Here is a 23,034-nt window from a genome sequence, read left to right as displayed (position 1 = left end):
CATGAAGAGTTTGGGTTCTTTGTTTTTGGCAGCTGCATTGGTGCTGGTCAGTGTCCAGGCCGAGGCTGCCCGCTTGGGCGGTGGCAAGTCCGTCGGACGGCAGTCGTCCAACGTGACGCAGCGCGAGGCCGCCCCGTCGGCAGCGCCCGGCGCCCCCGCGCAGAGCGCGACCAACGCTGCAGCGGCGAAGCCCGCAACACCCGCACCCGCGGCAGCCGCGCCGAAGCGTCCGTGGGGCGCCATGCTCGGCGGCCTGGCCGCCGGCCTGGGCCTCGCATGGCTCGCGCATTCGCTCGGCCTCGGCGCCGGGTTCGGCAACATCCTGCTGATCGGCCTGCTCGTGCTCGCTGCAGTGGTGGTGTGGCGCATGATCAAGTCGCGCTCGCAGCCTGCCGGCAACGGCCAGGGCGGCTTCGCCTTCCAGGGCGCGGGCGCCAGCCCGAGCAACGCCAGCGCGCCGGCGCAATACAGCCCGGCCAACGTGGGCAACGACGCATCGGCACGTCCATGGGAGCGCAATGCCGCCGCCTTCGACGCCACCCCGTCGAACGACGCGCCGCACGGCAGCAGTCTCTCGGCAGCGGGTGCCGCGGCCGGTGGCAGCATGATCGGCTCGGCGCTCGGCGGTTCGCAGTCCTGGGGCATCCCCGCGGGCTTCGACGTCGACGGCTTCCTCGGCGCCGCCAAGCGCAACTTCGTGACGCTGCAGGACGCCTGGGACCGCGCCGACGTGTCGATGCTGCGTTCGATGATGACCGACGGCATGGTGGACGAGATCCGTACCCAGCTGGCCGACCGCGCCAGCCACACGGGCGGCGCCTCGAACAAGACCGAAGTCGTGATGCTCGACGCCAAGCTGCTCGGCATCGAGGAATTGCCCGACGCCTACATGGCCAGCGTGGAGTTCTCCGGCATGATCCGCGAAGACGCCTCGGCCGGCCCGGGCCCGTTCCGCGAAGTCTGGAACATGACCAAGCCGACCAGCGGCAACGGTGGCTGGCTGGTGGCCGGCGTGCAGGCCCTGCAGTAAATAAAGGCGCGCCCCCAGGCTTCGCGCACTTCGTGTCGCTTCTCCTACCCCCTACCGGGGGCAACACCAGCAGCCCGGCAAAGCCGGTTCTGCGGTGTTTCTGGAAAAGGGCATGCGGTCCATGAGTCGCAGGGCGCTACAGTGACGGGATAATGGGGACATGGCCACACCATCGTCCCCATTTTCTTTTCTCGGCGACCTTTTCAACCGCATCGGCGAGCGTCTGCAGCCCCCGGACTGGGCGGTCCACGAGATCCAGCATCGCGCGGTCCTGTTCCTGAACCACGTGCTGCAGCAGGAGCCCGAGGCTCAGCAGCGGCTGCTGCGCCAGCAGGGGCGGGTAGTGCGTTTCCAGTGGCGCTTCGTGACGATGGAGCTGGTGGCCACGCCGGCCGGCCTGCTCGACCTGGCGCCTGAGGGCTCGGTGCCCGAACTGACGCTCACCGTCATCGACGAATCCCCCTTCGAGATCGCCCGCGCCACGCTGCGCGGCGACAAGCCGGCCGTGCAGATCATCGGCGACGTGCAGCTGGCCGCCGAGGTCAACTGGCTGGTCGACCACGTGCGCTGGGACGTCGAGGACGACCTGGCCCGCCTGATCGGCGACGTGCCCGCACACGCTCGGCAACGGCGTGCGGCGCGTCGTGGGCGCGCTGCGCCAGTTCGTCGGCGATCGCTCGGCCAAGGCTGGCGGCTCGGCGAGCGCGGCCGAATGAGGCGCTTCTACCGCGGCCTGTTCATCGTCTGGGTCGCACTGCGCTACGGCCTCGACGAGCTCGTGCTCACGAGCTTCCAGAAGCCCTGGCTGCGCGTGGTGGCGCGTGTGGTCTCGTTCGGGCGCAACCTCGACGCGCCGCGCGGCCAGCGCCTGCGTGAGGCGCTCGAGCGGCTCGGCCCCATCTTCGTGAAGTTCGGCCAGGTGCTGTCGACCCGGCGCGACCTGCTGCCGCCCGACATCGCCGACGAACTGGCTTTCCTGCAGGACCGCGTGCCGCCGTTCCCGTCGGCGGTGGCCATCGCCACCATCGAGCGTGCGTTCCGCCGTCCGGTGGGCGACGTGTTCGTGCAGTTCGACGAAACACCCATCGCCAGCGCGTCGATCGCACAGGTGCACTTCGCGACCATCCGCACCAACCAGGGTGAGGAGCGCGAAGTGGCGGTCAAGGTGCTGCGTCCCAACATGCGCGGCGTGATCGAGAAAGACCTGGCGCTGATGGCCATGATGGCCGGCTGGATCGAGAACCTCTCGGCCGACGGCAAGCGCCTGAAGCCGCGCGAGGTGGTCGGCGAGTTCGACAAGTACCTGCACGACGAGCTCGACCTAGTGCGCGAGGCCGCCAACGCGGCCCAGCTGCGCCGCAACATGGCCGCGCTCGACCTGGTGCTGATCCCCGAGATGTTCTGGGACTTCTGCCATCCCGAAGTCATCGTGATGGAGCGCATGAAGGGCGTGCCCATTGCGCAGATGGACCGCCTGCGCGCGGCCGGCGTCGACATTCCCAAGCTGGCGCGCGACGGCGTCACGATCTTCTTCACGCAGGTGTTCCGCGACGGCTTCTTCCACGCCGACATGCACCCCGGCAACATCCAGGTGAGCCTGGCGCCCGAGACCTTCGGGCGCTACATCTCGCTGGATTTCGGGATCATCGGCACGCTGACCGAGTCGGACAAGGAATACCTGGCGCAGAACTTCGTGGCCTTCTTCCGGCGCGACTACAAGCGCGTGGCCGAGCTGCACCTCGAAAGCGGCTGGGTGCCGGTGGGCACCCGCATCGACGAGCTGGAGGCGGCCATCCGCACCGTCTGCGAGCCGTACTTCGACCGGCCGCTGAAGGAAATCTCGCTGGGCATGGTGCTGATGCGCCTGTTCCAGACCTCGCGGCGCTTCCACGTCGAGATCCAGCCGCAGCTGGTGCTGCTGCAGAAGACGCTGCTGAACATCGAGGGCCTGGGCCGCAACATCGACCCCGAACTCGACCTCTGGGCCACGGCCAAGCCCTTTCTCGAGAAGTGGATGGTCGACCAGATCGGCCCCAAGAAGCTGTTCCAGCAGCTCAAGGCCGAGGCGCCGCGGTACGCCAAACTGCTGCCCCAATTGCCGCGCCTGCTGCACGATTTCCTGGAGAATCGCCCCGCCGACAACCGCCGCGAGCTGCTCGAACTACTGGCCGAGCAGAAGCGGACCAACCGGCTGCTGCAGACCATCGTCTACGGTGGCATAGGTTTTGTATTGGGGTTGCTCGCCATGCAATTGCTGGTGCGCGTGCGTCTGTTCTAGAGGAGTTTCTGCCGTGTTGCTGACGCTGGTCATCGTCTATTTGCTGGTCACCATCGCGATCGGTCTTTATGCCGCCAAGCGGGTGAAGAACACCACCGACTTCGCCATCGCCGGGCGGCACCTGCCGCTCTACATGATCGTCACGACCACCTTCGCGACCTGGTTCGGCTCCGAAACGGTGCTCGGCATTCCGGCCAAGTTCATCGAGGGCGGGCTCAACGGCGTGATCGAGGACCCATTCGGCGCGGGCACCTGCCTGATCCTGGTGGGCCTGTTCTTCGCGGGCAAGCTCTACCGCATGACGCTGCTGACCATCAGCGACTACTACCGCGAGCGCTACGGCCGCGGCGTCGAGGTGGCCTGCTCGCTCATCATCATGCTGAGCTACCTGGGCTGGGTGTCGGCGCAGGTCACGGCGCTGGGGCTGGTGTTCAACCTGCTGTCGGGCGGCGTCATCAGCATTCCCATGGGCATGGTGATCGGCGTGATCTCGATCCTGGCGTACACGCTGTTCGGCGGCATGTGGTCGGTGGCCGTCACCGACTTCATCCAGATGATCATCCTGGTGGCCGGCCTTGCCGTGATCGCGATGTTCGCGGGCAACATGGCCGGCGGCGCCGACAAGGTGGTGGCCTTCGCGGTCAGCAAGGACCTCTTCAAGTTCTGGCCCGAACCCAACTGGCACGACATGGTGTTCTTCCTCGCGGCCGCCATCACCATGATGCTGGGCTCCATCCCGCAGCAGGACGTTTTCCAGCGCGTGATGTCCGCCAACAGTGCCAAGGCGGCGCAGCGCGGGCCGGTGATCGGCGGCCTGGCGTACATCCTGTTCGCCTTCGTGCCGATGTTCCTGGTGGCCAGCGCGCTGCTGATCATGCCGGAGCAGACCGCCACCCTGCTGAAGGAAGATCCGCAGAAGGTGCTGCCCACGCTGGTGCTGCAGAAGATGCCGTTCGTGATGCAGGTGCTGTTCTTCGGTGCGCTGCTGTCGGCCATCAAGTCGACCGCCTCGGCCACGCTGCTGGCGCCCAGCGTCACCTTCACCGAGAACATCTGGCGCCAGTTCCGCCCCGCCGGCACCGACCGCCAGAACCTCATGACGATGCGCATCACGGTCCTGCTGTTCAGCGCCGCGGTGCTTGCCTACGCCATCCGCATGCAGGGCACGCCGATCTACGAACTGGTGTCGGGCGCCTACCAGGTGCCGCTGGTCGGCGCCTTCGTGCCGCTGGTGTGCGGCCTGTACTGGCGCCGTGCCACCACCCAGGGCGCCATCGCCTCGATCGTCCTGGGCATCGGCATATGGCTGCTGTTCCTGTGGATGCCCTGGGGCAGTGCGTTTCCGGCCCAGCTGGCAGGGGTGCTGTGCTCGTTCGCGGGCATGGTGGCCGGATCGCTGCTGCCGCAATGGTTGGCGAACACTCACACGCCGCACCGGCCTTTGACGACGGAACCGGCCTGAAGCAGGGGGCAGCCCTATAATCGAGGGCTTTGCGAGCGGCAGCTGCGCCGCTTTTTTGACCTCATTTCCCATGCCCATCTACGCCTACAAGTGCAGTGCCTGCGGCTTTGCCAAAGACGCTTTGCAGAAGATGTCCGACGCGCCCCTCACGGTGTGTCCGGCGTGCGGCGCGAGTGCGTTCGAAAAACAGGTCACGGCCGCCGGCTTCCAGCTCAAGGGCTCGGGCTGGTACGTGACCGATTTCCGTGAGGGCGGCGGCAAGAAGTCCGAACCGTCCACGGCGCCCGCGTCCAGCGACGGCGGCAAGTCCGCCGAGTCTTCCTCTTCCACAACCGTCGTCGCGCCGAGCCCCGCTCCGGCGCCCGCCGCACCGGCCCCCGCGCCGGCCGCGGCCAGCGGCGACTGATCGATCCCGACCGCCATGCTCGCCCTGCGCAAATGGTTGCTGTCCGGCCTGCTGGTCATCGTGCCGCTGGTCATCACGCTCGGCGTGCTGAACTGGATCATCGGCACGCTCGACCAGACGCTGTGGCTGCTGCCCGCGCAGTGGCAGACCTGGCTCAGCGACCACAAGGTGCGCGGCCTGGGCGTGCTGCTCACGCTGGCCATCCTGCTGGTGGTGGGCGCCACGGCCAGCAACTTCGTCGGCAAGCGCCTGCTCGGGTGGGGCGACGCCGTGGTGCGCCGCATTCCGGTGGTGCGCTCGATCTACTCCAGCGTCAAGCAGGTGTCGGACACGCTGTTCTCCGAGAACGGCAATGCCTTCCGCACGGCGGTGCTGGTGCAGTGGCCGCGCGAAGGCGTGTGGACCATCGCCTTCGTGACCGGCGCGCCCGGCAACGAAGTCGCTGAACACCTCGGCGAAGGGGAATTCCTCAGCGTCTACGTGCCGACCACGCCCAACCCCACGGGTGGCTACTTCGTGATGCTCAAGCGCAGCGACTGCATCGAACTGAAGATGAGCGTGGACGAAGCGCTCAAGTACATCGTCTCGATGGGGGTGGTCGTTCCAGGCGGCCCCGCCACGGTGGCGGTGAAGTCTTCCAACTCATAAAAACGAACGCGCCCACAAGGCGCCGGAATAGATTCTTATGGCCATGCGTACTCACTATTGCGGTCTCGTGACCGAAGCCCTGCTGGGCCAGACCGTCACCCTGTGCGGCTGGGTCAACCGCCGCCGCGACCATGGCGGCGTGATCTTCATCGACGTGCGCGACCGCGAAGGCTACGTGCAGGTGGTGTGCGACCCCGACCGCGCCTCGACCTTCGCCGTCGCCGAGAACCTGCGCAACGAGTTCTGCGTGCAGATCACCGGCCTCGTGCGCGCACGTCCCGAAGGCACGACCAACGACCAGCTCAAGAGCGGCAAGATCGAAGTGCTGTGCCATGAACTCAAGGTGCTGAACCCCTCGGTCACGCCCCCGTTCCTGCTGGACGACGACAACCTGTCGGAAACCACTCGCCTCACGCACCGCGTGCTCGACCTGCGCCGCCCGGCCATGCAGCGCAACATGATGCTGCGCTACAAGGTGACGATGGAAACGCGCAAGTTCCTCGATGCCAACGGCTTCATCGACATCGAGACGCCGATGCTGGGCAAGTCCACGCCCGAAGGCGCGCGCGACTACCTCGTGCCCAGCCGCGTGCACGACGGCAGCTTCTTCGCGCTGCCGCAGTCGCCCCAGCTCTTCAAGCAGCTCTTGATGGTGGCCGGCTATGACCGCTACTACCAGATCGTGAAGTGCTTCCGCGACGAAGACCTGCGCGCCGACCGCCAGCCCGAATTCACGCAGATCGACATCGAGACCTCGTTCCTCGCCGAAGAAGAAATCCGCGAGATGTTCGAAGGCATGATCCGCAACGTGTTCCGCAACGCCGCGGGCATCGACCTGCCGGTGTTCCCGACCATGACGTACGGCGACGCGATGTTCAAGTACGGCTCGGACAAGCCCGACCTGCGCGTGAAGCTCGAGTTCACCGAGCTCACCGAACTGATGAAGCGCGTGGAATTCAAGGTGTTCTCGAATGCCGCCACCATGAAGGGCGGCCGCGTGGTCGCGCTGCGCGTGCCTGGCGGCGGTGCCGAAGGCGGCCTGTCGCGCGGTGAAATCGATGCGTACCAGGAGTTCGTGAAGATCTACGGTGCCAAGGGCCTGGCCTACATCAAGGTCAACGACGCAGCCGCCGGCCGCGAAGGCCTGCAGAGCCCGATCGTGAAGAACCTCGACGACAGCTCGCTGGCCGAGATCATCGCCCGCACGGGCGCGCGCAACGGCGACATCCTGTTCTTCGGTGCCGACAAGGAAAAGGTCGTCAACGACGCCATCGGCGCGCTGCGCGTGAAGATCGGCCACAGCGCCTTCGGCAAGAAGGCGGGCCTCTTCGACGACCGTTGGGCGCCGCTGTGGGTGGTCGACTTCCCGATGTTCGAGTTCGACGAGGAAGGCCAGCGCTGGAGCGCCGTGCACCATCCGTTCACCGCACCGAAGGACGGCCATGAAGACCTCATGGACACCGCGCCCGAGAAGTGCATCGCCAAGGCCTACGACATGGTGCTCAACGGCATCGAGATGGGTGGTGGCTCGGTGCGTATCCATCGCGAGGAAGTGCAGAGCAAGGTGTTCCGCGCGCTCAAGATCAGCGCCGAGGACGCGCAGCTCAAGTTCGGCTTCCTGCTCGACGCGCTGCAGTACGGCGCGCCGCCGCACGGCGGCATCGCCATCGGCCTGGACCGCCTCGTCATGCTCATGACCGGCGCCGAGTCGATCCGCGACGTGATCGCCTTCCCCAAGACCCAGCGCGCGCAAGACCTGCTGACGCAGGCGCCGAGCCCGGTCGACGAGAAGCAGCTGCGCGAGCTGCACATCAAGCTGCGCAACACGCCCCAGGCAGCCTGATACGGCCATGACGACCAGCCCCCGACCCTGGAAGATCCCGGAGTCGGTGCTGGTCGTGATCCACACGCCGGCGCTCGATGTGCTGCTGATCCGGCGTGCGGATGCCGAGACCGACTTCTGGCAGTCGGTCACCGGTAGCAAGGACGCCGCCGACGAGCCCCTCGCGCTCACCGCGGCGCGAGAGGTGGCCGAGGAAACCGGCATCCGGTGCGGCGAGGGCACTGCGCTCGCCCCGCAGCTGGCCGACTGGCAGCTGCGCAATGTCTACGAAATTTATCCACGGTGGCGCGCCCGCTATGCGCCCGGCGTGACGCACAACACCGAGCACCTGTTCGGCCTCTGCGTACCCGATCGCCTGACGCCCACGCTCGATCCGCGCGAACACACCGACTGGAAGTGGCTGCCGTACCGCGAAGCGGCGGACGCCTGCTTTTCCCCGTCGAACGCCGAAGCCATCCTGTTGCTGCCAGAATTTGCGCGATGAACCAGCCGGCAGCCACATCAGCGCAGAACCTCCGGGTCGCGACCTACAACATCCACAAGGGTGTGCAGGGCATCGGGCCCGCGCGACGGCTCGAAATCCACAACCTGGGCCACGCGATCGAGCAGCTCGACGCCGACATCGTCTGCCTGCAGGAGGTGCGCAAGATGAACCGGCAGGCCGCCACGCGCTTCGCGCACTGGCCCGAACTGCCGCAGGCCGACTTCCTCGCGCCAGAGGGCTACACCGCGGTCTACGAGACCAATGCCGTCACGCGCCACGGCGAGCACGGCAATGCGCTGCTCACGCGCTGGCCGGTGCTGCGCACCAGCCACCAGGACATCTCCGACCACCGCTTCGAGCAACGCGGGCTGCTGCACGTGGTGATCGACGTCGAGGGCCGCAGGGTGCACGCCATCGTGGTGCACCTGGGGCTCATCAGGGGCAGCCGGGTGCGGCAGGTCGCGCGCCTGCGCGAGTTCATCGACCGAGAGGTGCCGCCCGAGGAGGCCGTGGTGGTCGCGGGAGACTTCAACGACTGGGGTGCCCGCATGCGCTACGCCATGAACGCCATGGGACTGCGCGACACCAGCGATCTGCGCGGTGCGCGCACGCTCACTTACCCCTCGCGCCTGCCGGTGGCGCAGCTCGACTTCGTCTACGGGCGCAGGTTGGAGCCGCAGGCCTGCACGGTGCCGCGTGGGCCGATCTGGGCCCGCATGTCCGACCACTTGCCGCTGGTGGCTGATTTCTCGCTCCTCAATTGATAGCATTGCTCCAAGAAGGGACGGGCGTTGCGGGCCCGAATGTCTGGAGCCATTCACTGGTACGATCCCCGCCATGCTGAGGAAAACCGACGTCGACCCGCGCCCCGATCGAAACGACGATGACGAGGGCACGCCCGTCTCCGTGAAGATCCGCGAGCGCATCACCGCAGCGCGCAAGCGCTTCAACGCCAACGACAACATCGCCGAGTTCATCGAGCCCGGCGAGCTGGAGACCTTGCTCGACGAGGTCGAGGTCAAGATGAAGGGCGTGCTCGAAAGCCTGGTCATCGACGTCGAGAACGACCACAACACCGACAACACCGCGCGCCGCGTCGCCAAGATGTACCTCAACGAGGTGTTCAAGGGCCGCTACGTGGCGCCACCCTCGCTCACCGAGTTTCCCAACGCCGAGCACCTGAACGAGCTGATGATCGTCGGCCCGATCACCGTGCGCAGCGCCTGCTCGCACCACTTCTGCCCGATCATCGGCAAGCTGTGGATCGGCGTGATGCCCAACGAGCACACCAACGTGATCGGCCTGTCGAAGTACGCGCGCCTGGCCGAGTGGGTCATGGGCCGTCCGCAGATCCAGGAAGAAGCCGTGGTGCAGCTGGCCGACCTGATCCAGGAAAAGACGCAGCCCGACGGCCTCGCGCTGGTCATGGAAGCCGAGCATTTCTGCATGGCCTGGCGCGGCGTGAAGGAAATGGACAGCAAGATGATCAATTCCGTGATGCGCGGCGTGTTCCTGAAAGATCCGAGCCTGCGCCGCGAATTCCTCTCTCTCCTGCCAAGAAAGGGCTGAGCCATGCTGGTCCGACTTCTCTACGCCAGCCGCGCCGTCGACACCAGCCCCGAGGCCATCGAGGCGATCCTTGCGCAATCGCGCTCGCACAACACGACATGCGGCATCACCGGCATCCTCTGCTACGGCGCGGGCACCTTCCTGCAGGCCATCGAAGGCGGCCGCACGGCGATCAGCGAGCTCTACGGCCACATCCAGCGCGACGGGCGCCACAAGGACGTGGTGCTGCTGCACTACGAGGAGATTTCCGAGCGCCGCTTCGGCGGCTGGACGATGGGGCAGGTCAACCTGTCGAAGCTCAATGCCTCGACGCTGCTGAAGTATTCCGAGAAACCCGAGCTCAACCCGTATGCGGTCTCGGGCAAGGTTTCGCTGGCGCTGCTAGAGGAACTGATGGCCACCGCGGCCATCGTCGGCCGCCACTGATCCAGGGGTGCCGCTTTCCGCGTTCGCACTGATCCTGCTCGCCGGGATCATCCATGCAGGCTGGAACATCGTCGCCAAGAAGGCGAACGGCGATGCGCGCTTCAGTTTCCAGGCCAGCGTGTTCAACATGCTGGTCTGGGCCCCCGTGGGCATCACGCTGGGCTGGAACGTGGTGCCCGGCTGGGGCATGGCCGAATGGGGCTTCGTCGTGCTCAGCGGCGTGCTGCACGTCTTCTATTTCATCGTGCTGCTGCGCGGCTACCGCAGGTCGGACCTGACCGTGGTCTATCCGCTCGCGCGTGGTTCGGGGCCGCTGCTGTCGTCGCTGGTGGCGGTGCTTTTTCTCGGCGAGAAGATCAGCCTTTTCGGCGTGGCCGGCATCGCAGGCGTGGTGCTCGGCGTGTTCCTGGTGGCGGGCGGCCCGAAGCTGTGGCGCAAGGCGCACGACCCGGTGCAGCGCGAACGGGTGCACAAGGGCATTCGCTATGGCGTGCTGACCGGCGGCTTCATCGCAGCCTACACGGTGGCTGACAGCTATGCGGTCAAGTTCCTCGTCATGTCGCCGATCCTGCTCGACTACTTCGGCAACCTCGCGCGCATCGTGCTGCTGCTGCCGGTCGCGCTGAAGGACCGCGCCGCGACCGCGCGCATGTGGCGCTCGCAGTGGAAGTATGCGCTGCTGGTGGCGGTGTTCAGCCCCGTGTCGTATGTGCTCGTGCTCTACGCGGTGCAGCAGGCGCCGATCTCGCACGTCGCGCCGGCGCGCGAGGTGTCGATGCTGTTCGCCGCGCTGATCGGCGGCCACCTGCTGCGCGAAGGCGACCGGCTCTTGCGGCTGCTGGGCGCGCTGTTCATCGCCGCCGGTGTCGTGGCGCTCGCGATGGGCTGAGGCCGTGGTGCTGTTCGGCTGCGATTTTTCCAGCGCGCCGACGGCACGCAAGCCGATCGTGGTGGCTGCCGGTGAACTCGCCGATGGCAATCGCGTCGTGCTGACTGGCTTGCAGCGCTTCTCGACTCTCGGGGCATGGGGCGAATGGCTGTGCGCCACGCCCGCCTGGACCGGCGGTTTCGACTTTCCATTCAGCCTGCCGCGCGAACTCGTCGAGCATCTTGGATGGCCGGTGCAATGGGAGCCGTTGATGGCCCATTACGCCAGCCTGAGCCGCGCCGAAATCCGCGAGACCTTCGCCGCATTCTGTGCGGCGCGTCCCGTCGGCGGCAAGTTCGCCCGCCGTGCGACCGATGGGCCCGCAGGTTCAAGCCCGTCGATGAAATGGGTCAATCCGCCGGTAGCCTACATGCTCCACGCAGGCGTGCCGCGTCTGCTGGCGGCCGGTGCACGCATTCCCGGCCTGCACGCCGGCCCTGGCGCGGACCGCATTGCGCTGGAGGCCTATCCCGGCCTGCTGGCGCGCGAACTCATCGGGCGCCGCAGCTACAAGAGCGACGAGCTGCCGAAGCAGACGCCCGAACGGCTCGCCGCACGCACCGATCTGCTGGCCGCGCTCGAAGCCGGCACCTCGCGCCTCGGCCTGCGGCTTGGCGTCACCGCGCCGCAGCGCGCCGAACTGCTGGCCGATGCCCGCGGCGACGACATCGACGCGGTGCTGTGCCTCGTGCAGGCGGCCTGGGCCCTGCAGCGCGCGCAAAGCCCCGGGCCCGGCCATGGCCTGCCGCGGGATTTCGATCCGCTTGAAGGATGGATCGTCACCGCCTGAGCCTCGTTGTCCTACACCGCTTCGGGCTTCCGTCGGCGTTCGCGACCGTCGGCCAAAGCCTAGATTGAAATCGGCGGGTCGTTCCGGCCCACGCATTTCATCACCCGATCAGGAAGGAAGCGACATGAACAAGGACCAATTGGCAGGCCGCGTAGAAGAAGCCAAGGGCAAGTTGAAGGAAGTGGCCGGCAAGGCCATTGGCAGCGAAAAGCTCGAAGGCAAGGGCATTGCCGAACAGGCCGCCGGCAAGGTGCAGAAGACCTACGGCGACGTCAAGGAGCGGGCCAAGGACGCCATCAAGTCGGGCGCCAACAAGCTGTGACGCCCATTTCCCGTGCGCAATCGAGCGACGGACAGGAGGATTTCCATATGAACAAACACACTACCCCCATCACCATGCCGCATTCGCGCGTGTGGCTCGCCGTGCTCGTGGCCGGCGCTGCGCTGACGCTGGTCGGCTGCGACAAGTCCGACAACCGCACGGCGGGCGAGAAGCTTGACAGTGCGGTGAGCAAGACCGAGAAGGCCGCCGATACCGCGGCGGCCAAGACCGGCGAGGCCGTCAGGGATGCCAAGGCCAAGGTCGAGTCGTCCAGCACCACGGCCGAGGTGAAGGAAGGCATGGCCAATGCCAAGCAAGCCGCCAAGGACGCCGGCGCCGCAATGAGCGCGACGGTGGACGATGCCGCCATCACGGCCTCCGTGTCCGCAGGCCTGGCCAAGGACCCGGACCTCAGCGCGATCAAGATCGACGTCGACACGAAGGGCGGCGCCGTGAGCCTGAAGGGACCCGCACCCACCGCTGCGGCCAAGGCGCGCGCCGAGGAGATCGCCAAGGGCGTGCGGGGCGTGACATCGGTGAACAACCAGCTCGAAGTGAAGGGCTGATCGCCATCGTGCGCCAGCCGCAAAAATGAAGAAGCCCGGTCTCTGCCGGGCTTTTTCTTTGGCGAGAGCCCTCCAGGCCCTCGGCTCGATGGCTCAATGGCCGAGCCAGTCCTTCAACTCGTCGGCATGCTCTTCTTCTTCCGAGAGGATGTCCTCGAGCATGCGGCGCGTGGTCGGGTCCTTGTCGCCGATCAGGGTGATCATCTGGCGGTACGCCTCCACCGCGATGCGTTCGGCGACGAGGTTGGCGCGCACCATCGATTGCAGGTCGGTCGACTCGTCGTAGGCCGCATGGCTGCGGTCCAGCAGGTGGCCGGGTGCGAAGTCGGGCTCGCCGCCCAATTGCACGATGCGCTCGGCGATGCGGTCGGCGTGTGCCGACTCGGCGTTGGCATGCACGAGAAACTCGTCTGCAATGGCGGGCGACTCCACGCCGTTGGCGGTGAAGTAGTGGCGCTTGTAGCGCAGCACGCAGACCAGCTCGGTGGCGAGGGCGTCGTTCAGCAGCTTGACGACGTCGTCGCGCCAGGGGCCATAGCTGGGCGTGACGGCGCCTTCGTCGAGGCTGTTGCGCGCGGCGTCCAGGCCGCCCTGGTCCAGCACCAGGTGCTTGTGCTGAGCCGCCTTGGAGGATGAGGAAACATCGACTTTCATGGAGGGTCCTTTCGTGGGGGGCTTGTGGTCTTGCGCATCAACGTGTTGACGAGGTCGGCCACGTCGGATGTCTTCAGTACCGCTGCAAGCACGGCCGTGGTCGACAGCAGGCGCCACGGCTTCACGAGTACCAGCACCGCGCCTGTGGCCGCGGCCGCGGCCATCAGCTTGGCCGGCTCCTTGCGAGCGTAGTGTTCGAGCAGCGGGCGGGCCAGTTGGCCGACCGCGTGTGCCGGATGCCGGCGCCACCAGCGTTCCACCACGCCGCGGCCCATCGAGAGCCACACGTTGTTTCGTCCCCGCCGCGGGTTTTGCAGGTGCCGGTTGCGTCGCGGCGCGGCGGCCGATGTGTCGTCGAACGCGTATTCCAGTTCGTCCTCGGGCTCGCGGCCGCGTTCCGCCCGGGGTTGTGCGTCGTCGTTCGCGGCGTCCGCATCGCCGTTCAGCTGCCGCACCAGCGCGCGCCGCGAGAGGGCCAGGCGCTGCTGCGGGGTGAGGGGGGAGCGTTCATCGCTGTTCATGGGCAGCTCCGGCGTCGCGCAAGGCCTGCAGGTCGGCACCGAGCTGCGAGCGCAGATCGTCGAAACCGTAGCTCGGAACGGACTTCATCGCGTACCACGTACAGATGGCCGCTATCACCAGCGCCACGCCCGGCACGGCCACGAGCACCCAATGAAAGCTGCCGTGCATCACGCCCAGCAGCACGGCTACCCCCGTCAGTCCAAGGGTCAGCGCGGCGCAGGCCGCAGCCAGCACGCCTGCGACGATGCGGGCGACGAGCCCGCGCCCCGCCTGCGCGGATTCCTGGCGCACGAGGGCGGCGTAGTTGGCGAGGTGTTCAGCGACCAGTTCCGGATGCCCGAGCACCGTGGAGAAAATCGGATGAAGCATGGTGCCGGGATGGGTGGAGCGAAAAAGGTCGGCGGATCAGTAGTCGTCCCGGCTGCGGCGGCTGGCCAGCACGATGAGCGCAGTGATGGCCGCGCCGGCGGCTGCGGCCAGAAGCACCGAGCGCACCGGCTGGTCGGAGATGTAGCGGCCCGTGACGTCGGCAGCCTGTTCGAGTCGGCGCTGCGCACGTGCGCTGGTGGTGGACGCGGCGTCCAGCCCGCGCTGAACGGCCTGCTGCACGCGGGCAGCCAACTGCTCGACGGCGGGTTCGGCATCGCGTTGCAGGTCGCGGACCTTTTCGCCCGCCGCATTCACCGCGTTCTGTGCATAGGCGCGGGTCGTTTCGACCGCTTCGCGCGCGGTCTGGCGGGCGTCGTCGGCGAGTTGCGAGGGAGTCTTGGTCGTCGTGTTCATGTGAAAGTCCTTTCCGGAAAAATGAAATGCGCAAGCCTGTTGATCGTAACGACGCTACTTGCGTCGTAGCAAGCCGGCAAGGAAGCTCGCAATCGCGAGGATCGCGAAGATCACGAAAAGGATCTTGGCAATGCCGACCGCGCTGGCGGCGATGCCACCGAACCCGAACAGGGCCGCGATCAACGCGATGACCAGAAACACCACGGCGTAATGCAACATGCGGAACTCCTTCGAGGCTGCCCTCGTTGTGTTGTAAGCGGCGCATGCCGGACCCCGCGGAGGAAGTACCGGATGGCACAGGTGCAACCTTAAGTGGGGCACTGCCGCAGACCTGTCAGCGGCCGGGGGCGGGGTGCGTAGGAGATGGCCGAGTCGCCCTGCGCCGATGTGTGAAGGAGTACCGCTGTCCGGCGTCTCAAACGGGTTTGACGATGGGCAGCATGGCACTCAGGCGCGTGCCCCTGCCCGGCGTCGACGACACCGTGAGCTTGCCGCGCGCCGCCTCCACCCGATGCCGCATGCCCGCGAGGCCGTGCGTCGATGGCCGCATGCGCTGCGTGTCGAAGCCCTTGCCGTTGTCCGCCACTTCCACGATCACGTGGTTTTCATAGTTCTTCAGCACGATGGTGGCTTCGCTGGCCTCGGCGTACTTGCCGATGTTGGTGAGGCTCTCCTGCACCATGCGGTAGATGGTGAGCTGGCGCGATTCATCCATGGTCACCGGCTCCAGCGCCATCTCGATCTGCAGGCCCGAGCGCTCCCCGAATTCGCGCCCCAGGATCTCCAGCGATGCGACCAGCCCCAGGTTCGAGAGCGACGACGGCCGCAGGTCTTCGATGATGCGGCGCTTGAGCGCGATGCCGCTGTTGAGCAGCTCGGTCAGATGCTGCAGCCGCTGGGTGGCGTCGGGTGCGTCCGTCAGCCGCGACTTCAGCCGCGCCACGTCCAGCTTGGCGGCGGTGAGCAGCGAGCCCAGTTCGTCGTGCAGCTCGCGCGCGAGGTAGCCGCGCTCGGTTTCGCGCACATCCTGCAGGTGGGTAGCCAGTTCAGCCAGCGAGGCGGTGCGTTCGAGCACTTCGTCTTCCAGCGCATTGCGCTCGCGCTGCAGGGCCTCCTGCTGGCGCTCGCCGATGGAGCGCAGCGCATGCGTCTGGCGCAGGTACAGGAAGAAGGCGATCAGCGCCGCCAGCGCCACGATGGCGGTGCCGATGCGCGCCAGCTGAAGCGAGCGCAGCACCTGCTGCTGGCTTCGCTGCAGGGTGTTGTTGCTGGCCTTCACCAGTTCGCTCGCTGTCGTGCGGATGGCGTCCATCTCTTCGCGGCCGACGTCGGTGGTGATGACGAATTTCCAGGCGTCGTCCTTGCCGTCCTGGCGCAGCCGCACGCTCATGTCCATCTCGGCCACCTTGCGCAGCACGTGCTTCGACAGTTCGGCCTGCTGGGTGAGTTCGGCCGGCTTGGCGGCGTACAGCCGGCGCAGCGTGGCGAGATGGCCGTCGACCTGCTTGACCGCGTCGTCGTAGGGCTTTCGGTAGCTCGCCTCGCCGGTCAGCAGGTACCCTCGCTGGCCGGTTTCGGCATCCAGCATGTTCTGCAGGATCTGGTTGAGCGTTCCGCGCACCTGCTGCGCCTCGTCGATGTCGGCCAGGGCGCGGCTCGACTGCCGGTAGCCGGCCTCGTTGATGCCGACGAGGGCCAGTGCAGCCAGCGCCGCGAGCAGCAGGCTCACGGCCATTCGTGGAGGGGCTAACCAGTGCATGAAACTTTCAAGGTCGCTTGACGCGCAAGTTCGTGAATAATTGATAACAATCAGGGACCGGTATGTTGCGACCCGCATGCCCGCAACACAACGACGAAAGTAACAGATGATCAAAATCGGAATTGTGGACGACCACGCCATCGTGCGATCGGGCCTCCGGCAGTTCTTCTCCGAGCACGTGGACCTGCGCGTGGCGGGTGAAGCGGCCAGCGGGCGCGAGGCCATCGAACTGGTGCGCACCACGGAGCTGGACGTGCTGGTCATGGATCTTTCGATGCCGGGGCAGAGCGGGATTGACGCGCTCGCGATGATTCGCGCCAAGGCGCCGGACGTGGGCATCCTGATCCTCAGCGGCTACCCTGAAGAGCACTACGCGATGAACCTGATCCGGCAGGGTGCGAGCGGTTACCTGAACAAGGAATGCGATCCCATCGAGATCGTCAACGCCATTCGCACCATTTCGCTGGGCCGGCGCTACATCACGCCCGCTGTGGCCGAACTGCTGGCCCGCCAGCTCGACCGCAAGGACGACGCCGCGCCGCACGAGCAGCTCTCGGAGCGCGAGTTCCAGGTGTTCCTGAAGCTCGCCAAGGGCGAGACCGCCGGCGACATCGCCAAGACGCTGTCGCTGTCGGTAAAGACCGTGAGCACCTACCGCACGCGCCTGATGGAGAAGATGAACCTCTCCTCCAACAGCGACCTCACGTACTACGCACTGAAGAACAAGCTGATCGATTGAGATCGGCCAGCGAGCGGGAAGGGGCCCCATGCAGCGGCTCCTTCTTCAACCCGTTCCGGACGAGGAATGCAGCGCCTTGGCCTGCCCGATGCAGAAGTCGACCAGCGCGTCGATTTCGTTCGACTTGTCGAACACCGCATCGACCCCGAACTCGGCGCAACGCCGCCTGATGTCGGGCGTCGCATAGTTGCTGAGAACCACTACCTTCTGCACGGGCTTGCGCGACTGGCAGGCCTGGAGCACCCCCAGGCCGCTGCCTTGCTTGAGAAAGAGATCGACGATGACGAGGTCCCACTCGCCATCGTGGCCGAGCAGCCATGCGCGGGCGCCGCTTTCGGTTTCGGCGAAGCCAACCACCGTGGTGCAGGTAAGTTCTTCGAGCGTACCAATGAGGTTTTCACGGATCGTGAGGTTGTCTTCGACGACGTAGGTCTGCAATCTGGAATGCATGCCGAACCGCGCTTCCTCTGAGGTTGGCAGGCGCATTCGCGGCGCCTAGCTCCATGACCGCCTGCATATCGAGTGTGGGACGCTTCTGTCGCCCCATCATGCAAGCTTCGGCGTGCGGCTGTTGTAGGCGGGTTCCGACGCGTACACCCGCCCAAGTCTGCAACGCACCTTCGTAGGCGGCGCCTCACGGTTTTTGCGGCCCGCCGCCGACCCGGACGACGCGATGCCCGGAGTGACAATGACCCATGGCAACGATGATCCTTCGCAACCGGCCTCTCTGGCAGAAGCTGCTCGCATTCGTCGTGCTGCTGTTCGCGGCGCTGCTCATCGCGCTCGTCTTCTTTCCTTGGGACACGCTGCGCGGACCGGTCAGCCGCTATGTCAGCGAGCAAACGGGGCGCAAGTTCGAGATCACGCGGCGGCTCGACGTGGGCCTTGGCTGGGGGCAGGCGACGGTCAAGCTGGACGGCATCGAGTTTGCCAATCCCTCCTGGGCGCGCGACCCGTACCTGGTCAAGGCGGACCGCGCCGAGTTCGACATCCGCGTCTGGCCGCTGATCAGGAGCAAGGTCGTCATTCCGCGGCTGTTGCTGTTTTCGCCCACGCTCGGGTTGCAGATGGAGGCCGACGGGCGCCGAACCTGGGCGCTCGGCAAGGACACCTCCGACCCCGGCACGGTGCCCGACATCGGCCTCATCCAGGTCGATACCGGCGTGGTCGACTTCCTTGCCAAGCACCTGGCCGTCGACCTGCATGCCGACCTGAGCTACGACAGCAGCCGCGGCGAAATGCCGCTCGACTACCGCATCAAGGGCCGCTACAAGGGCCAACCGCTGACCGCCAGTGGCCGCACCGGCAACGTGCTGCAGATCAATGCCGCGGGTGCGCCGCCATTCCCGATGGAAATCAATGCGGCCGCCGGCCAGACCCAGCTGAAGGCCGCCGGCACCATGGCCGAGCTGTCGGGGCTCGACGGCATCGACGCCAAGTTCGAGATCAAGGGCCAGACGCTGGGCGCGCTGTACCCGCTGCTCGGCATCGCGCTGCCGCAGACTTCGCCCTATGTCCTGAGCGGCAAGCTGGGCAAGCGCGGCAAGCTGTGGCAGGCCACCGGCCTCAACGGCAGGCTGGGACTGTCCGACATCGCCGGCGACATGCGCTTCGACCAGGCCGGCCAGTTGCCGTACCTGGCGGGCGAGCTGCGGTCGCGCGTGATGGACATGGACGACCTCGGCCCGTTGATCGGCCTGCAGCCCACGGCGCGCACTGCCAACGCCGTGGAAGGCGTGGCCCCGCCCCCGACCATCACGCAGGTCAGGCGCCCGGGTGGCAAGGTGCTCCCCGCGACCCCGCTTGACTTCGAGCGCGTGCGCGCGATGAACGCCGACGTGAAGTACACGGCCGACCGCATCCGCAACGTGCGCGACATCCCGCTCGAGCGCGGCAGCGTGCAGGTCAAGCTGGCCAACGGCGTGCTCACGCTCGATCCGCTCGACCTCGGCATGGCTGGCGGCAGGTTCGCCGGCGCGATCCGCATCGATGCCTCGAAGAACCCGGCGGATATCCGCGCCTCGCTCGACGTGCGGGCGATGCAGCTGGCCCGCCTCTTTCCCAAGCTCGAAACGACGGGCAACAGCGTGGGGCGGCTGGACGGGCGCATCAACCTGTCGGGCTCCGGCAGTACCGTGGCCAACTGGCTCGGGGGCGTGTCGGGCGACGTGGCGGTCATGTCGGGGCGCGGCCAGTTCGGCAACCTGCTGCCGGTGTTCGCGACGCTGGTGGGCGGTGACATCATCAAGTTCGTGCTGCGCGGCGACCGCAACGTCGAGCTGCGCTGCGCGGCGTTGGCCTTCGACGTGAACAAGGGGCTGATGACGGGGCGCACGATGATGGTGGACACGACCAACGCCGTGTTCATCGCCACCGGCCAGGCCAACCTGGCAACCGAGGGGCTCGACTTCGTGATCCACCCGGAGCCCAAGAGCAAGAACATCCTGTCGATCCGCACGCCGCTGGTATTGAATGGCACCTTCGGAGCGCCGAGGGGCGGCCTGCAGGCGGGGCCGTTGGCGGGACGCGGTCTGGCCGCGCTGGCGCTGGGCGCCGTCAATCCGCTGCTGGCACTGGCCGCGACCGTCGAAACCGGTCCGGGCGCGGATTCCGATTGCAAAGGCGTGCTGGCTCAGGCGAACACCCCCGCGGCCGGGGCGCCCGCCAAGGGTGCAGCCCGCGCGAAGGGCGCAAAGCAGCCCTAGATGACGCCGTGGACGGGTAGGGCGGGGCGCTGCGCGCAGACGCTGCAGTGCGGGTCGCGCGCCACGCGCAGCGTGTCGAATGAGGTGCTGCGTCCGTCGAACATCAGCAGCCTGCCCGCCAGCGACGGCCCGATGCCGGCCAGCAGCTTCAGCGTTTCGCTGGCCTGCAGCGTGCCGATAGTCCCGACCACGGGGCCGAACACACCCAGGACGGCGCAGCGCGTTTCCTCGAAGGCCGCATCGGGCGGAAACAGGCAGGCGTAGCAGGGCGAGGCGGCGTCACGCGTGTCGTAGACGCTCAACTGCCCGTCGAAGCGGATCGCCGCACCGGCCACCAGCGGCCTGCCATGGGCCACGCAGGCGCGGTTGACGGCATGCCGCGTGGCAAAGTTGTCGCAGCAGTCGACCACCACGTCAGCCTCGGCCACCAGGCGCGACAGCAGCGCCTCGTCGGCGCGCAGGGCGTGGGTTTCGATGGCGATGTCGGGGTTGATGTCGCGCATGGCCTGCGCGGCCGATTCGACCTTGGCGAGGCCCACCCGCGCATGGGTGTGGGCGACCTGGCGCTGGAGATTGGTGAGATCGACTTCGTCGTCGTCGACCAGCGCGATGTGGCCGACGCCTGCTGCCGCAAGGTAAAGGGCAACCGGCGAGCCCAGCCCGCCGGCACCTATGACAAGAACTCGCCCGGCACTGACGCGCGCCTGCCCGTCGATGCCGAACTCCTCCAGAAGGATGTGGCGCGAGTAGCGCAGCAGATCGCTATCTTCCATGCGCCGCCCGGCTCAGTTCTCTTTCTTTTCTTCCTTGTTGTCGACGATGACCTGCGTCTTGCTCACGAGCACCGGCTGGCCCTTCAGGCGGTTGAGCGCCTGCACCAGCGGGAAGTCCTTGTCGGTGCCGAATTCGGGCACCTTGCGGTCCTGCGGCGGCTTCTTGGCTTCTTCCTCGAGGCGCTTGCGGGCTTCGTCGCGGGCCTTTTCACGTTCCGGGTCCTTGACTTCGGGGCCCTGGCCGCTGGCCAGGTGCTTCTCGAGGTCGGCTTCGCGCATGCGCAGGGCGGCAAACGGGCTGCCTTCGGCGCTTTCGTCGATCAGCACGTTGGGCACGATGCCCTTGGCCTGGATGGAGGTGCCGCTCGGCGTGTAGTAGCGCGCCGTGGTGATCTTCAGGCCGGTGTCGGGGCCCAGCGGGCGCACCGTCTGCACGGAGCCCTTGCCGAAGGTCTGGCTGCCCATGACGGTCGCGCGCTTGTGGTCCTGCAGCGCGCCGGCCACGATTTCGCTGGCCGAGGCCGAGCCTTCGTTCACCAGCACCACCAGCGGCACGTTCTTCAGCGCGGCCGGCAGGCTGCGCAGCGGGTCGCTTCCGGAGCGGCGCTGGTAGAACTCCGGCGCCGCCTTGTAGACCGACTTGCTTTCGGCCAGCTGGCCGTCGGTGGTGACCACCGTGACGTTCTCGGGCAGGAAGGCCGACGACACCGCCACCGCCGCGTCGAGCAGGCCGCCCGGGTCGTTGCGCAGGTCGAGCACCAGGCCCTTGAGGTTCGGATCTTCCTTGTACATCTCGTCGATCTTCTTCACGAAGTCGTCGACGGTGCGTTCCTGGAACTGCGACAGGCGGATCCAGCCGTAGCCGGGCTCGATGATCTTGCCGCGGACCGATTGCGTGCGGATTTCCTCGCGCGTGATCGTGACCGGGAAGGTGCGGCTCTCGTCCTTGCGGAAGATGGTCAGCAGCACCTTGGTGTTGGCTTCGCCGCGCATGCGCTTGACCGCCTCGTTCAGCGACAGGCCGCGCACGGCGGTGTCGTCGATCTTGGTGATCAGGTCGTTGGGCTTCAGTCCGGCGCGGAAGGCCGGGGATCCTTCGATGGGCGAGACGACCTTGATCAGGCCGTCTTCCTGCGAAATCTCGATGCCCACGCCGACGAAGCGGCCGGTGGTGCCCTCTCGGAATTCCTTGAAGGACTTCTTGTCGAAGTACTGGGAATGCGGGTCGAGACCGGCGACCATGCCCGAAATGGCGTCGGAGATGAGCTTTTTCTCGTCGACCGGCTCGACGTAGTCGCTCTTGACCATGCCGAAGACGGCAGCGAGTTGCTGCAATTCCTCGAGCGGCAGCGGCGCAAGCGATCCGCGTGCGACGGTCTGCAACGAGACGGTGGTCAGGACGCCGGCAACGGCGCCGGCGGCGACCCAGCCGGTGATCTTCAGTTTCTGGCCCATCATGAGTGGTTGTCCTTGTCGGCGGCTGTCAAACCAATATACACAGCTTGGAAGCAATTTGCCTGCCGGGGTTCCACGTAGGGACCGGCAGAAAAGGGTTTCTTCAGCCTTTACCTTGCGAAGCCACCGCGGCGGCGGCCTTTTCGGCGGCCGCGGCATCGCCCAGGTAGTAGTGGCGCATGGGCTTGAGGTCGTCGTCGAGCTCGTAGACCAGCGGGATGCCGTTCGGGATGTTCAGGCCGACGATGGCGTCGTCGGAGATGCCGTCGAGGTATTTCACCAGCGCCCGGATCGAGTTGCCGTGGGCCGCGACGACCAGGCGGCGCCCGGTGCGGATGGCCGGCGCCATCGATTCGTTCCAGAACGGCAGCACGCGCGCCACCGTGTCCTTCAGGCACTCGGTCAGCGGGATCTGCTCGGGCGACAGCTTGGCGTAGCGCACGTCGCTGCGCTCGCTGCGCGGGTCGTCGGCTTCCAGCGGCGGGGGCGGGGTGTTGTAGCTGCGGCGCCAGACCAGCACCTGCTCGTCGCCGTACTTCTTGGCGGTTTCGGCCTTGTTCAGGCCCTGCAGGCCGCCATAGTGGCGCTCGTTCAGGCGCCAGGAATGGACCACCGGCAGCCATGTGCGGTCGAGCTCGTCGAGCGTGTGCCACAGGGTGCGGGTGGCGCGTTTGAGGACGCTGGTGTAGGCGACGTCGAAGTCGTAACCTTCTGCTTTGAGCAGCCGGCCGGCCTGCTTGGCCTGCTCGACGCCGGTTTCCGTCAGGTCGACGTCGGTCCATCCGGTGAAGCGGTTTTCGAGATTCCAGGTCGATTCGCCGTGACGGATCAATACCAGTTTGTGCATGTGGGAGGCCTTTGGCTGCGCTTGCGAAACCTCGCATTCTAAAAT

Annotated in this window: 26 protein-coding genes; 16 read left to right on the top strand and 10 right to left on the bottom strand. The window is 66.7% G+C overall.

All coding sequences use genetic code 11. From position 1 onward, the window contains the following. The first annotated feature begins 1 nt into the window (after position 1). From ACEOAB_RS21980 to ACEOAB_RS21915, 14 genes are all read left to right on the top strand, one after another. Positions 2 to 1,030, top strand: coding sequence for a Tim44 domain-containing protein (locus ACEOAB_RS21980; RefSeq protein ID WP_495653112.1), 1,029 nt, complete (start codon positions 2 to 4; stop codon positions 1,028 to 1,030). Positions 1,031 to 1,742: 712 nt separating this feature from the next. Beyond that, complete coding sequence (gene ubiB / locus ACEOAB_RS21975; RefSeq protein WP_056593976.1) at positions 1,743 to 3,308, top strand: ubiquinone biosynthesis regulatory protein kinase UbiB; 1,566 nt, start codon at positions 1,743 to 1,745, stop codon at positions 3,306 to 3,308. A 13-nt stretch (positions 3,309 to 3,321) separates the two neighbouring features. Then, positions 3,322 to 4,770, top strand: a complete 1,449-nt coding sequence (locus ACEOAB_RS21970) for a high affinity choline transporter 1 (RefSeq protein ID WP_413751051.1) — start codon at positions 3,322 to 3,324, stop codon at positions 4,768 to 4,770. A gap of 70 nt (positions 4,771 to 4,840) precedes the next feature. Then, complete coding sequence (locus ACEOAB_RS21965) at positions 4,841 to 5,176, top strand: FmdB family zinc ribbon protein (RefSeq protein ID WP_495653111.1); 336 nt, start codon at positions 4,841 to 4,843, stop codon at positions 5,174 to 5,176. Positions 5,177 to 5,191: 15 nt separating this feature from the next. Then, complete coding sequence (locus ACEOAB_RS21960; RefSeq protein ID WP_007837133.1) at positions 5,192 to 5,824, top strand: DUF502 domain-containing protein; 633 nt, start codon at positions 5,192 to 5,194, stop codon at positions 5,822 to 5,824. Positions 5,825 to 5,861: 37 nt separating this feature from the next. After that, entirely contained in the window at positions 5,862 to 7,667 is a 1,806-nt protein-coding gene (aspS, locus tag ACEOAB_RS21955) for an aspartate--tRNA ligase (protein WP_007837135.1), read from the top strand. Between the two features lie 7 nt (positions 7,668 to 7,674). Beyond that, positions 7,675 to 8,151, top strand: a complete 477-nt coding sequence (gene nudB, locus ACEOAB_RS21950; RefSeq protein WP_413750809.1) for a dihydroneopterin triphosphate diphosphatase — start codon at positions 7,675 to 7,677, stop codon at positions 8,149 to 8,151. Next, entirely contained in the window at positions 8,148 to 8,915 is a 768-nt protein-coding gene (locus tag ACEOAB_RS21945) for an endonuclease/exonuclease/phosphatase family protein (protein ID WP_056593968.1), read from the top strand. The genes nudB and ACEOAB_RS21945 overlap by 4 nt, the downstream gene beginning before the upstream one ends. Before the next feature lie 73 nt (positions 8,916 to 8,988). Next, on the top strand, positions 8,989 to 9,720 hold the full coding sequence (folE, locus tag ACEOAB_RS21940) for a GTP cyclohydrolase I (protein WP_007837141.1): 732 nt from the start codon (positions 8,989 to 8,991) through the stop codon (positions 9,718 to 9,720). Positions 9,721 to 9,723: 3 nt separating this feature from the next. Then, complete coding sequence (locus ACEOAB_RS21935) at positions 9,724 to 10,146, top strand: BLUF domain-containing protein (RefSeq protein WP_056593965.1); 423 nt, start codon at positions 9,724 to 9,726, stop codon at positions 10,144 to 10,146. A 7-nt stretch (positions 10,147 to 10,153) separates the two neighbouring features. Beyond that, complete coding sequence (locus ACEOAB_RS21930) at positions 10,154 to 11,035, top strand: EamA family transporter (protein ID WP_413750810.1); 882 nt, start codon at positions 10,154 to 10,156, stop codon at positions 11,033 to 11,035. A gap of 4 nt (positions 11,036 to 11,039) precedes the next feature. Beyond that, a complete protein-coding gene (locus ACEOAB_RS21925; protein ID WP_495653848.1) occupies positions 11,040 to 11,864 on the top strand; it encodes a DUF429 domain-containing protein in 825 nt (274 codons plus the stop codon). A 124-nt stretch (positions 11,865 to 11,988) separates the two neighbouring features. Beyond that, on the top strand, positions 11,989 to 12,186 hold the full coding sequence (locus tag ACEOAB_RS21920) for a CsbD family protein (RefSeq protein WP_413749886.1): 198 nt from the start codon (positions 11,989 to 11,991) through the stop codon (positions 12,184 to 12,186). Positions 12,187 to 12,233: 47 nt separating this feature from the next. Beyond that, positions 12,234 to 12,752 carry a BON domain-containing protein gene (locus tag ACEOAB_RS21915; RefSeq protein WP_413749885.1) on the top strand — a complete coding sequence of 173 codons (519 nt, stop codon included), beginning with the start codon at positions 12,234 to 12,236 and terminating at the stop codon, positions 12,750 to 12,752. A gap of 93 nt (positions 12,753 to 12,845) precedes the next feature. Here ACEOAB_RS21915 and ACEOAB_RS21910 read toward each other — a convergent pair whose 3' ends face one another. The 6 genes from ACEOAB_RS21910 to ACEOAB_RS21885 all read right to left on the bottom strand — a co-directional run bounded on the left by ACEOAB_RS21910 (position 12,846) and on the right by ACEOAB_RS21885 (position 16,446). Next, positions 12,846 to 13,406: a ferritin-like domain-containing protein gene (locus tag ACEOAB_RS21910; protein ID WP_413749884.1), complete on the bottom strand. Its 561-nt coding sequence runs from the start codon at positions 13,404 to 13,406 to the stop codon at positions 12,846 to 12,848. Continuing rightward, positions 13,403 to 13,927, bottom strand: coding sequence for a hypothetical protein (locus ACEOAB_RS21905; protein ID WP_413749883.1), 525 nt, complete (start codon positions 13,925 to 13,927; stop codon positions 13,403 to 13,405). The genes ACEOAB_RS21910 and ACEOAB_RS21905 overlap by 4 nt, the downstream gene beginning before the upstream one ends. After that, positions 13,914 to 14,297 carry a hypothetical protein gene (locus ACEOAB_RS21900; RefSeq protein WP_413749882.1) on the bottom strand — a complete coding sequence of 128 codons (384 nt, stop codon included), beginning with the start codon at positions 14,295 to 14,297 and terminating at the stop codon, positions 13,914 to 13,916. The genes ACEOAB_RS21905 and ACEOAB_RS21900 overlap by 14 nt, the downstream gene beginning before the upstream one ends. Positions 14,298 to 14,333: 36 nt before the next feature. Further along, on the bottom strand, positions 14,334 to 14,711 hold the full coding sequence (locus tag ACEOAB_RS21895; protein WP_007837164.1) for a hypothetical protein: 378 nt from the start codon (positions 14,709 to 14,711) through the stop codon (positions 14,334 to 14,336). A 54-nt stretch (positions 14,712 to 14,765) separates the two neighbouring features. Further along, positions 14,766 to 14,930, bottom strand: coding sequence for a DUF1328 domain-containing protein (locus tag ACEOAB_RS21890; protein ID WP_007837165.1), 165 nt, complete (start codon positions 14,928 to 14,930; stop codon positions 14,766 to 14,768). 196 nt (positions 14,931 to 15,126) lie between these two features. Continuing rightward, positions 15,127 to 16,446, bottom strand: a complete 1,320-nt coding sequence (locus ACEOAB_RS21885) for a CHASE3 domain-containing protein (RefSeq protein WP_413749888.1) — start codon at positions 16,444 to 16,446, stop codon at positions 15,127 to 15,129. Between the two features lie 130 nt (positions 16,447 to 16,576). On the opposite strand from ACEOAB_RS21885, the gene ACEOAB_RS21880 reads away from it, so the two are divergent. Beyond that, on the top strand, positions 16,577 to 17,209 hold the full coding sequence (locus ACEOAB_RS21880) for a response regulator (protein WP_007837167.1): 633 nt from the start codon (positions 16,577 to 16,579) through the stop codon (positions 17,207 to 17,209). Between the two features lie 45 nt (positions 17,210 to 17,254). Here ACEOAB_RS21880 and ACEOAB_RS21875 read toward each other — a convergent pair whose 3' ends face one another. Next, positions 17,255 to 17,659 carry a response regulator gene (locus ACEOAB_RS21875; RefSeq protein WP_413749881.1) on the bottom strand — a complete coding sequence of 135 codons (405 nt, stop codon included), beginning with the start codon at positions 17,657 to 17,659 and terminating at the stop codon, positions 17,255 to 17,257. Positions 17,660 to 17,904: 245 nt separating this feature from the next. On the opposite strand from ACEOAB_RS21875, the gene ACEOAB_RS21870 reads away from it, so the two are divergent. Beyond that, positions 17,905 to 19,914, top strand: coding sequence for an AsmA family protein (locus ACEOAB_RS21870; RefSeq protein ID WP_495653110.1), 2,010 nt, complete (start codon positions 17,905 to 17,907; stop codon positions 19,912 to 19,914). On the opposite strand, the gene ACEOAB_RS21865 is transcribed toward ACEOAB_RS21870, so the two are convergent. The 3 genes from ACEOAB_RS21865 to gpmA form a co-directional block, all read right to left on the bottom strand. Continuing rightward, a complete protein-coding gene (locus ACEOAB_RS21865) occupies positions 19,911 to 20,687 on the bottom strand; it encodes a HesA/MoeB/ThiF family protein (protein ID WP_413749879.1) in 777 nt (258 codons plus the stop codon). The two genes, ACEOAB_RS21870 and ACEOAB_RS21865, sit on opposite strands and share 4 nt — an antisense overlap. Before the next feature lie 12 nt (positions 20,688 to 20,699). Continuing rightward, on the bottom strand, positions 20,700 to 22,142 hold the full coding sequence (locus ACEOAB_RS21860) for a S41 family peptidase (protein WP_413749887.1): 1,443 nt from the start codon (positions 22,140 to 22,142) through the stop codon (positions 20,700 to 20,702). 103 nt (positions 22,143 to 22,245) lie between these two features. Then, the gene (gene gpmA, locus ACEOAB_RS21855; RefSeq protein ID WP_007837175.1) at positions 22,246 to 22,989 is read right to left on the bottom strand and encodes a 2,3-diphosphoglycerate-dependent phosphoglycerate mutase; all 744 of its coding nucleotides are present in this window, start codon (positions 22,987 to 22,989) and stop codon (positions 22,246 to 22,248) included. Positions 22,990 to 23,034: the final 45 nt, after the last annotated feature.

Source organism: Variovorax sp. Varisp53, from assembly GCF_059491555.1.
Note: the sequence above shows the minus strand (reverse complement) of the source record. Positions and strands in the feature narration are given on the sequence as shown.

Coding starts and splice junctions, on each gene's coding strand:
- ACEOAB_RS21980 (WP_495653112.1), top strand. CDS start 2: ATGAAGAGTTTGGGTTCTTTGTTTTTGGCAGCTGCATTGGTGCTGGTC.
- ubiB (WP_056593976.1), top strand. CDS start 1,743: ATGAGGCGCTTCTACCGCGGCCTGTTCATCGTCTGGGTCGCACTGCGC.
- ACEOAB_RS21965 (WP_495653111.1), top strand. CDS start 4,841: ATGCCCATCTACGCCTACAAGTGCAGTGCCTGCGGCTTTGCCAAAGAC.
- ACEOAB_RS21960 (WP_007837133.1), top strand. CDS start 5,192: ATGCTCGCCCTGCGCAAATGGTTGCTGTCCGGCCTGCTGGTCATCGTG.
- aspS (WP_007837135.1), top strand. CDS start 5,862: ATGGCCATGCGTACTCACTATTGCGGTCTCGTGACCGAAGCCCTGCTG.
- nudB (WP_413750809.1), top strand. CDS start 7,675: ATGACGACCAGCCCCCGACCCTGGAAGATCCCGGAGTCGGTGCTGGTC.
- ACEOAB_RS21945 (WP_056593968.1), top strand. CDS start 8,148: ATGAACCAGCCGGCAGCCACATCAGCGCAGAACCTCCGGGTCGCGACC.
- folE (WP_007837141.1), top strand. CDS start 8,989: ATGCTGAGGAAAACCGACGTCGACCCGCGCCCCGATCGAAACGACGAT.
- ACEOAB_RS21935 (WP_056593965.1), top strand. CDS start 9,724: ATGCTGGTCCGACTTCTCTACGCCAGCCGCGCCGTCGACACCAGCCCC.
- ACEOAB_RS21920 (WP_413749886.1), top strand. CDS start 11,989: ATGAACAAGGACCAATTGGCAGGCCGCGTAGAAGAAGCCAAGGGCAAG.
- ACEOAB_RS21915 (WP_413749885.1), top strand. CDS start 12,234: ATGAACAAACACACTACCCCCATCACCATGCCGCATTCGCGCGTGTGG.
- ACEOAB_RS21910 (WP_413749884.1), bottom strand. CDS start 13,406: ATGAAAGTCGATGTTTCCTCATCCTCCAAGGCGGCTCAGCACAAGCAC.
- ACEOAB_RS21905 (WP_413749883.1), bottom strand. CDS start 13,927: ATGAACAGCGATGAACGCTCCCCCCTCACCCCGCAGCAGCGCCTGGCC.
- ACEOAB_RS21900 (WP_413749882.1), bottom strand. CDS start 14,297: ATGCTTCATCCGATTTTCTCCACGGTGCTCGGGCATCCGGAACTGGTC.
- ACEOAB_RS21895 (WP_007837164.1), bottom strand. CDS start 14,711: ATGAACACGACGACCAAGACTCCCTCGCAACTCGCCGACGACGCCCGC.
- ACEOAB_RS21890 (WP_007837165.1), bottom strand. CDS start 14,930: ATGTTGCATTACGCCGTGGTGTTTCTGGTCATCGCGTTGATCGCGGCC.
- ACEOAB_RS21885 (WP_413749888.1), bottom strand. CDS start 16,446: ATGGCCGTGAGCCTGCTGCTCGCGGCGCTGGCTGCACTGGCCCTCGTC.
- ACEOAB_RS21880 (WP_007837167.1), top strand. CDS start 16,577: ATGATCAAAATCGGAATTGTGGACGACCACGCCATCGTGCGATCGGGC.
- ACEOAB_RS21875 (WP_413749881.1), bottom strand. CDS start 17,659: ATGCATTCCAGATTGCAGACCTACGTCGTCGAAGACAACCTCACGATC.
- ACEOAB_RS21870 (WP_495653110.1), top strand. CDS start 17,905: ATGGCAACGATGATCCTTCGCAACCGGCCTCTCTGGCAGAAGCTGCTC.
- ACEOAB_RS21865 (WP_413749879.1), bottom strand. CDS start 20,687: ATGGAAGATAGCGATCTGCTGCGCTACTCGCGCCACATCCTTCTGGAG.
- ACEOAB_RS21860 (WP_413749887.1), bottom strand. CDS start 22,142: ATGGGCCAGAAACTGAAGATCACCGGCTGGGTCGCCGCCGGCGCCGTT.
- gpmA (WP_007837175.1), bottom strand. CDS start 22,989: ATGCACAAACTGGTATTGATCCGTCACGGCGAATCGACCTGGAATCTC.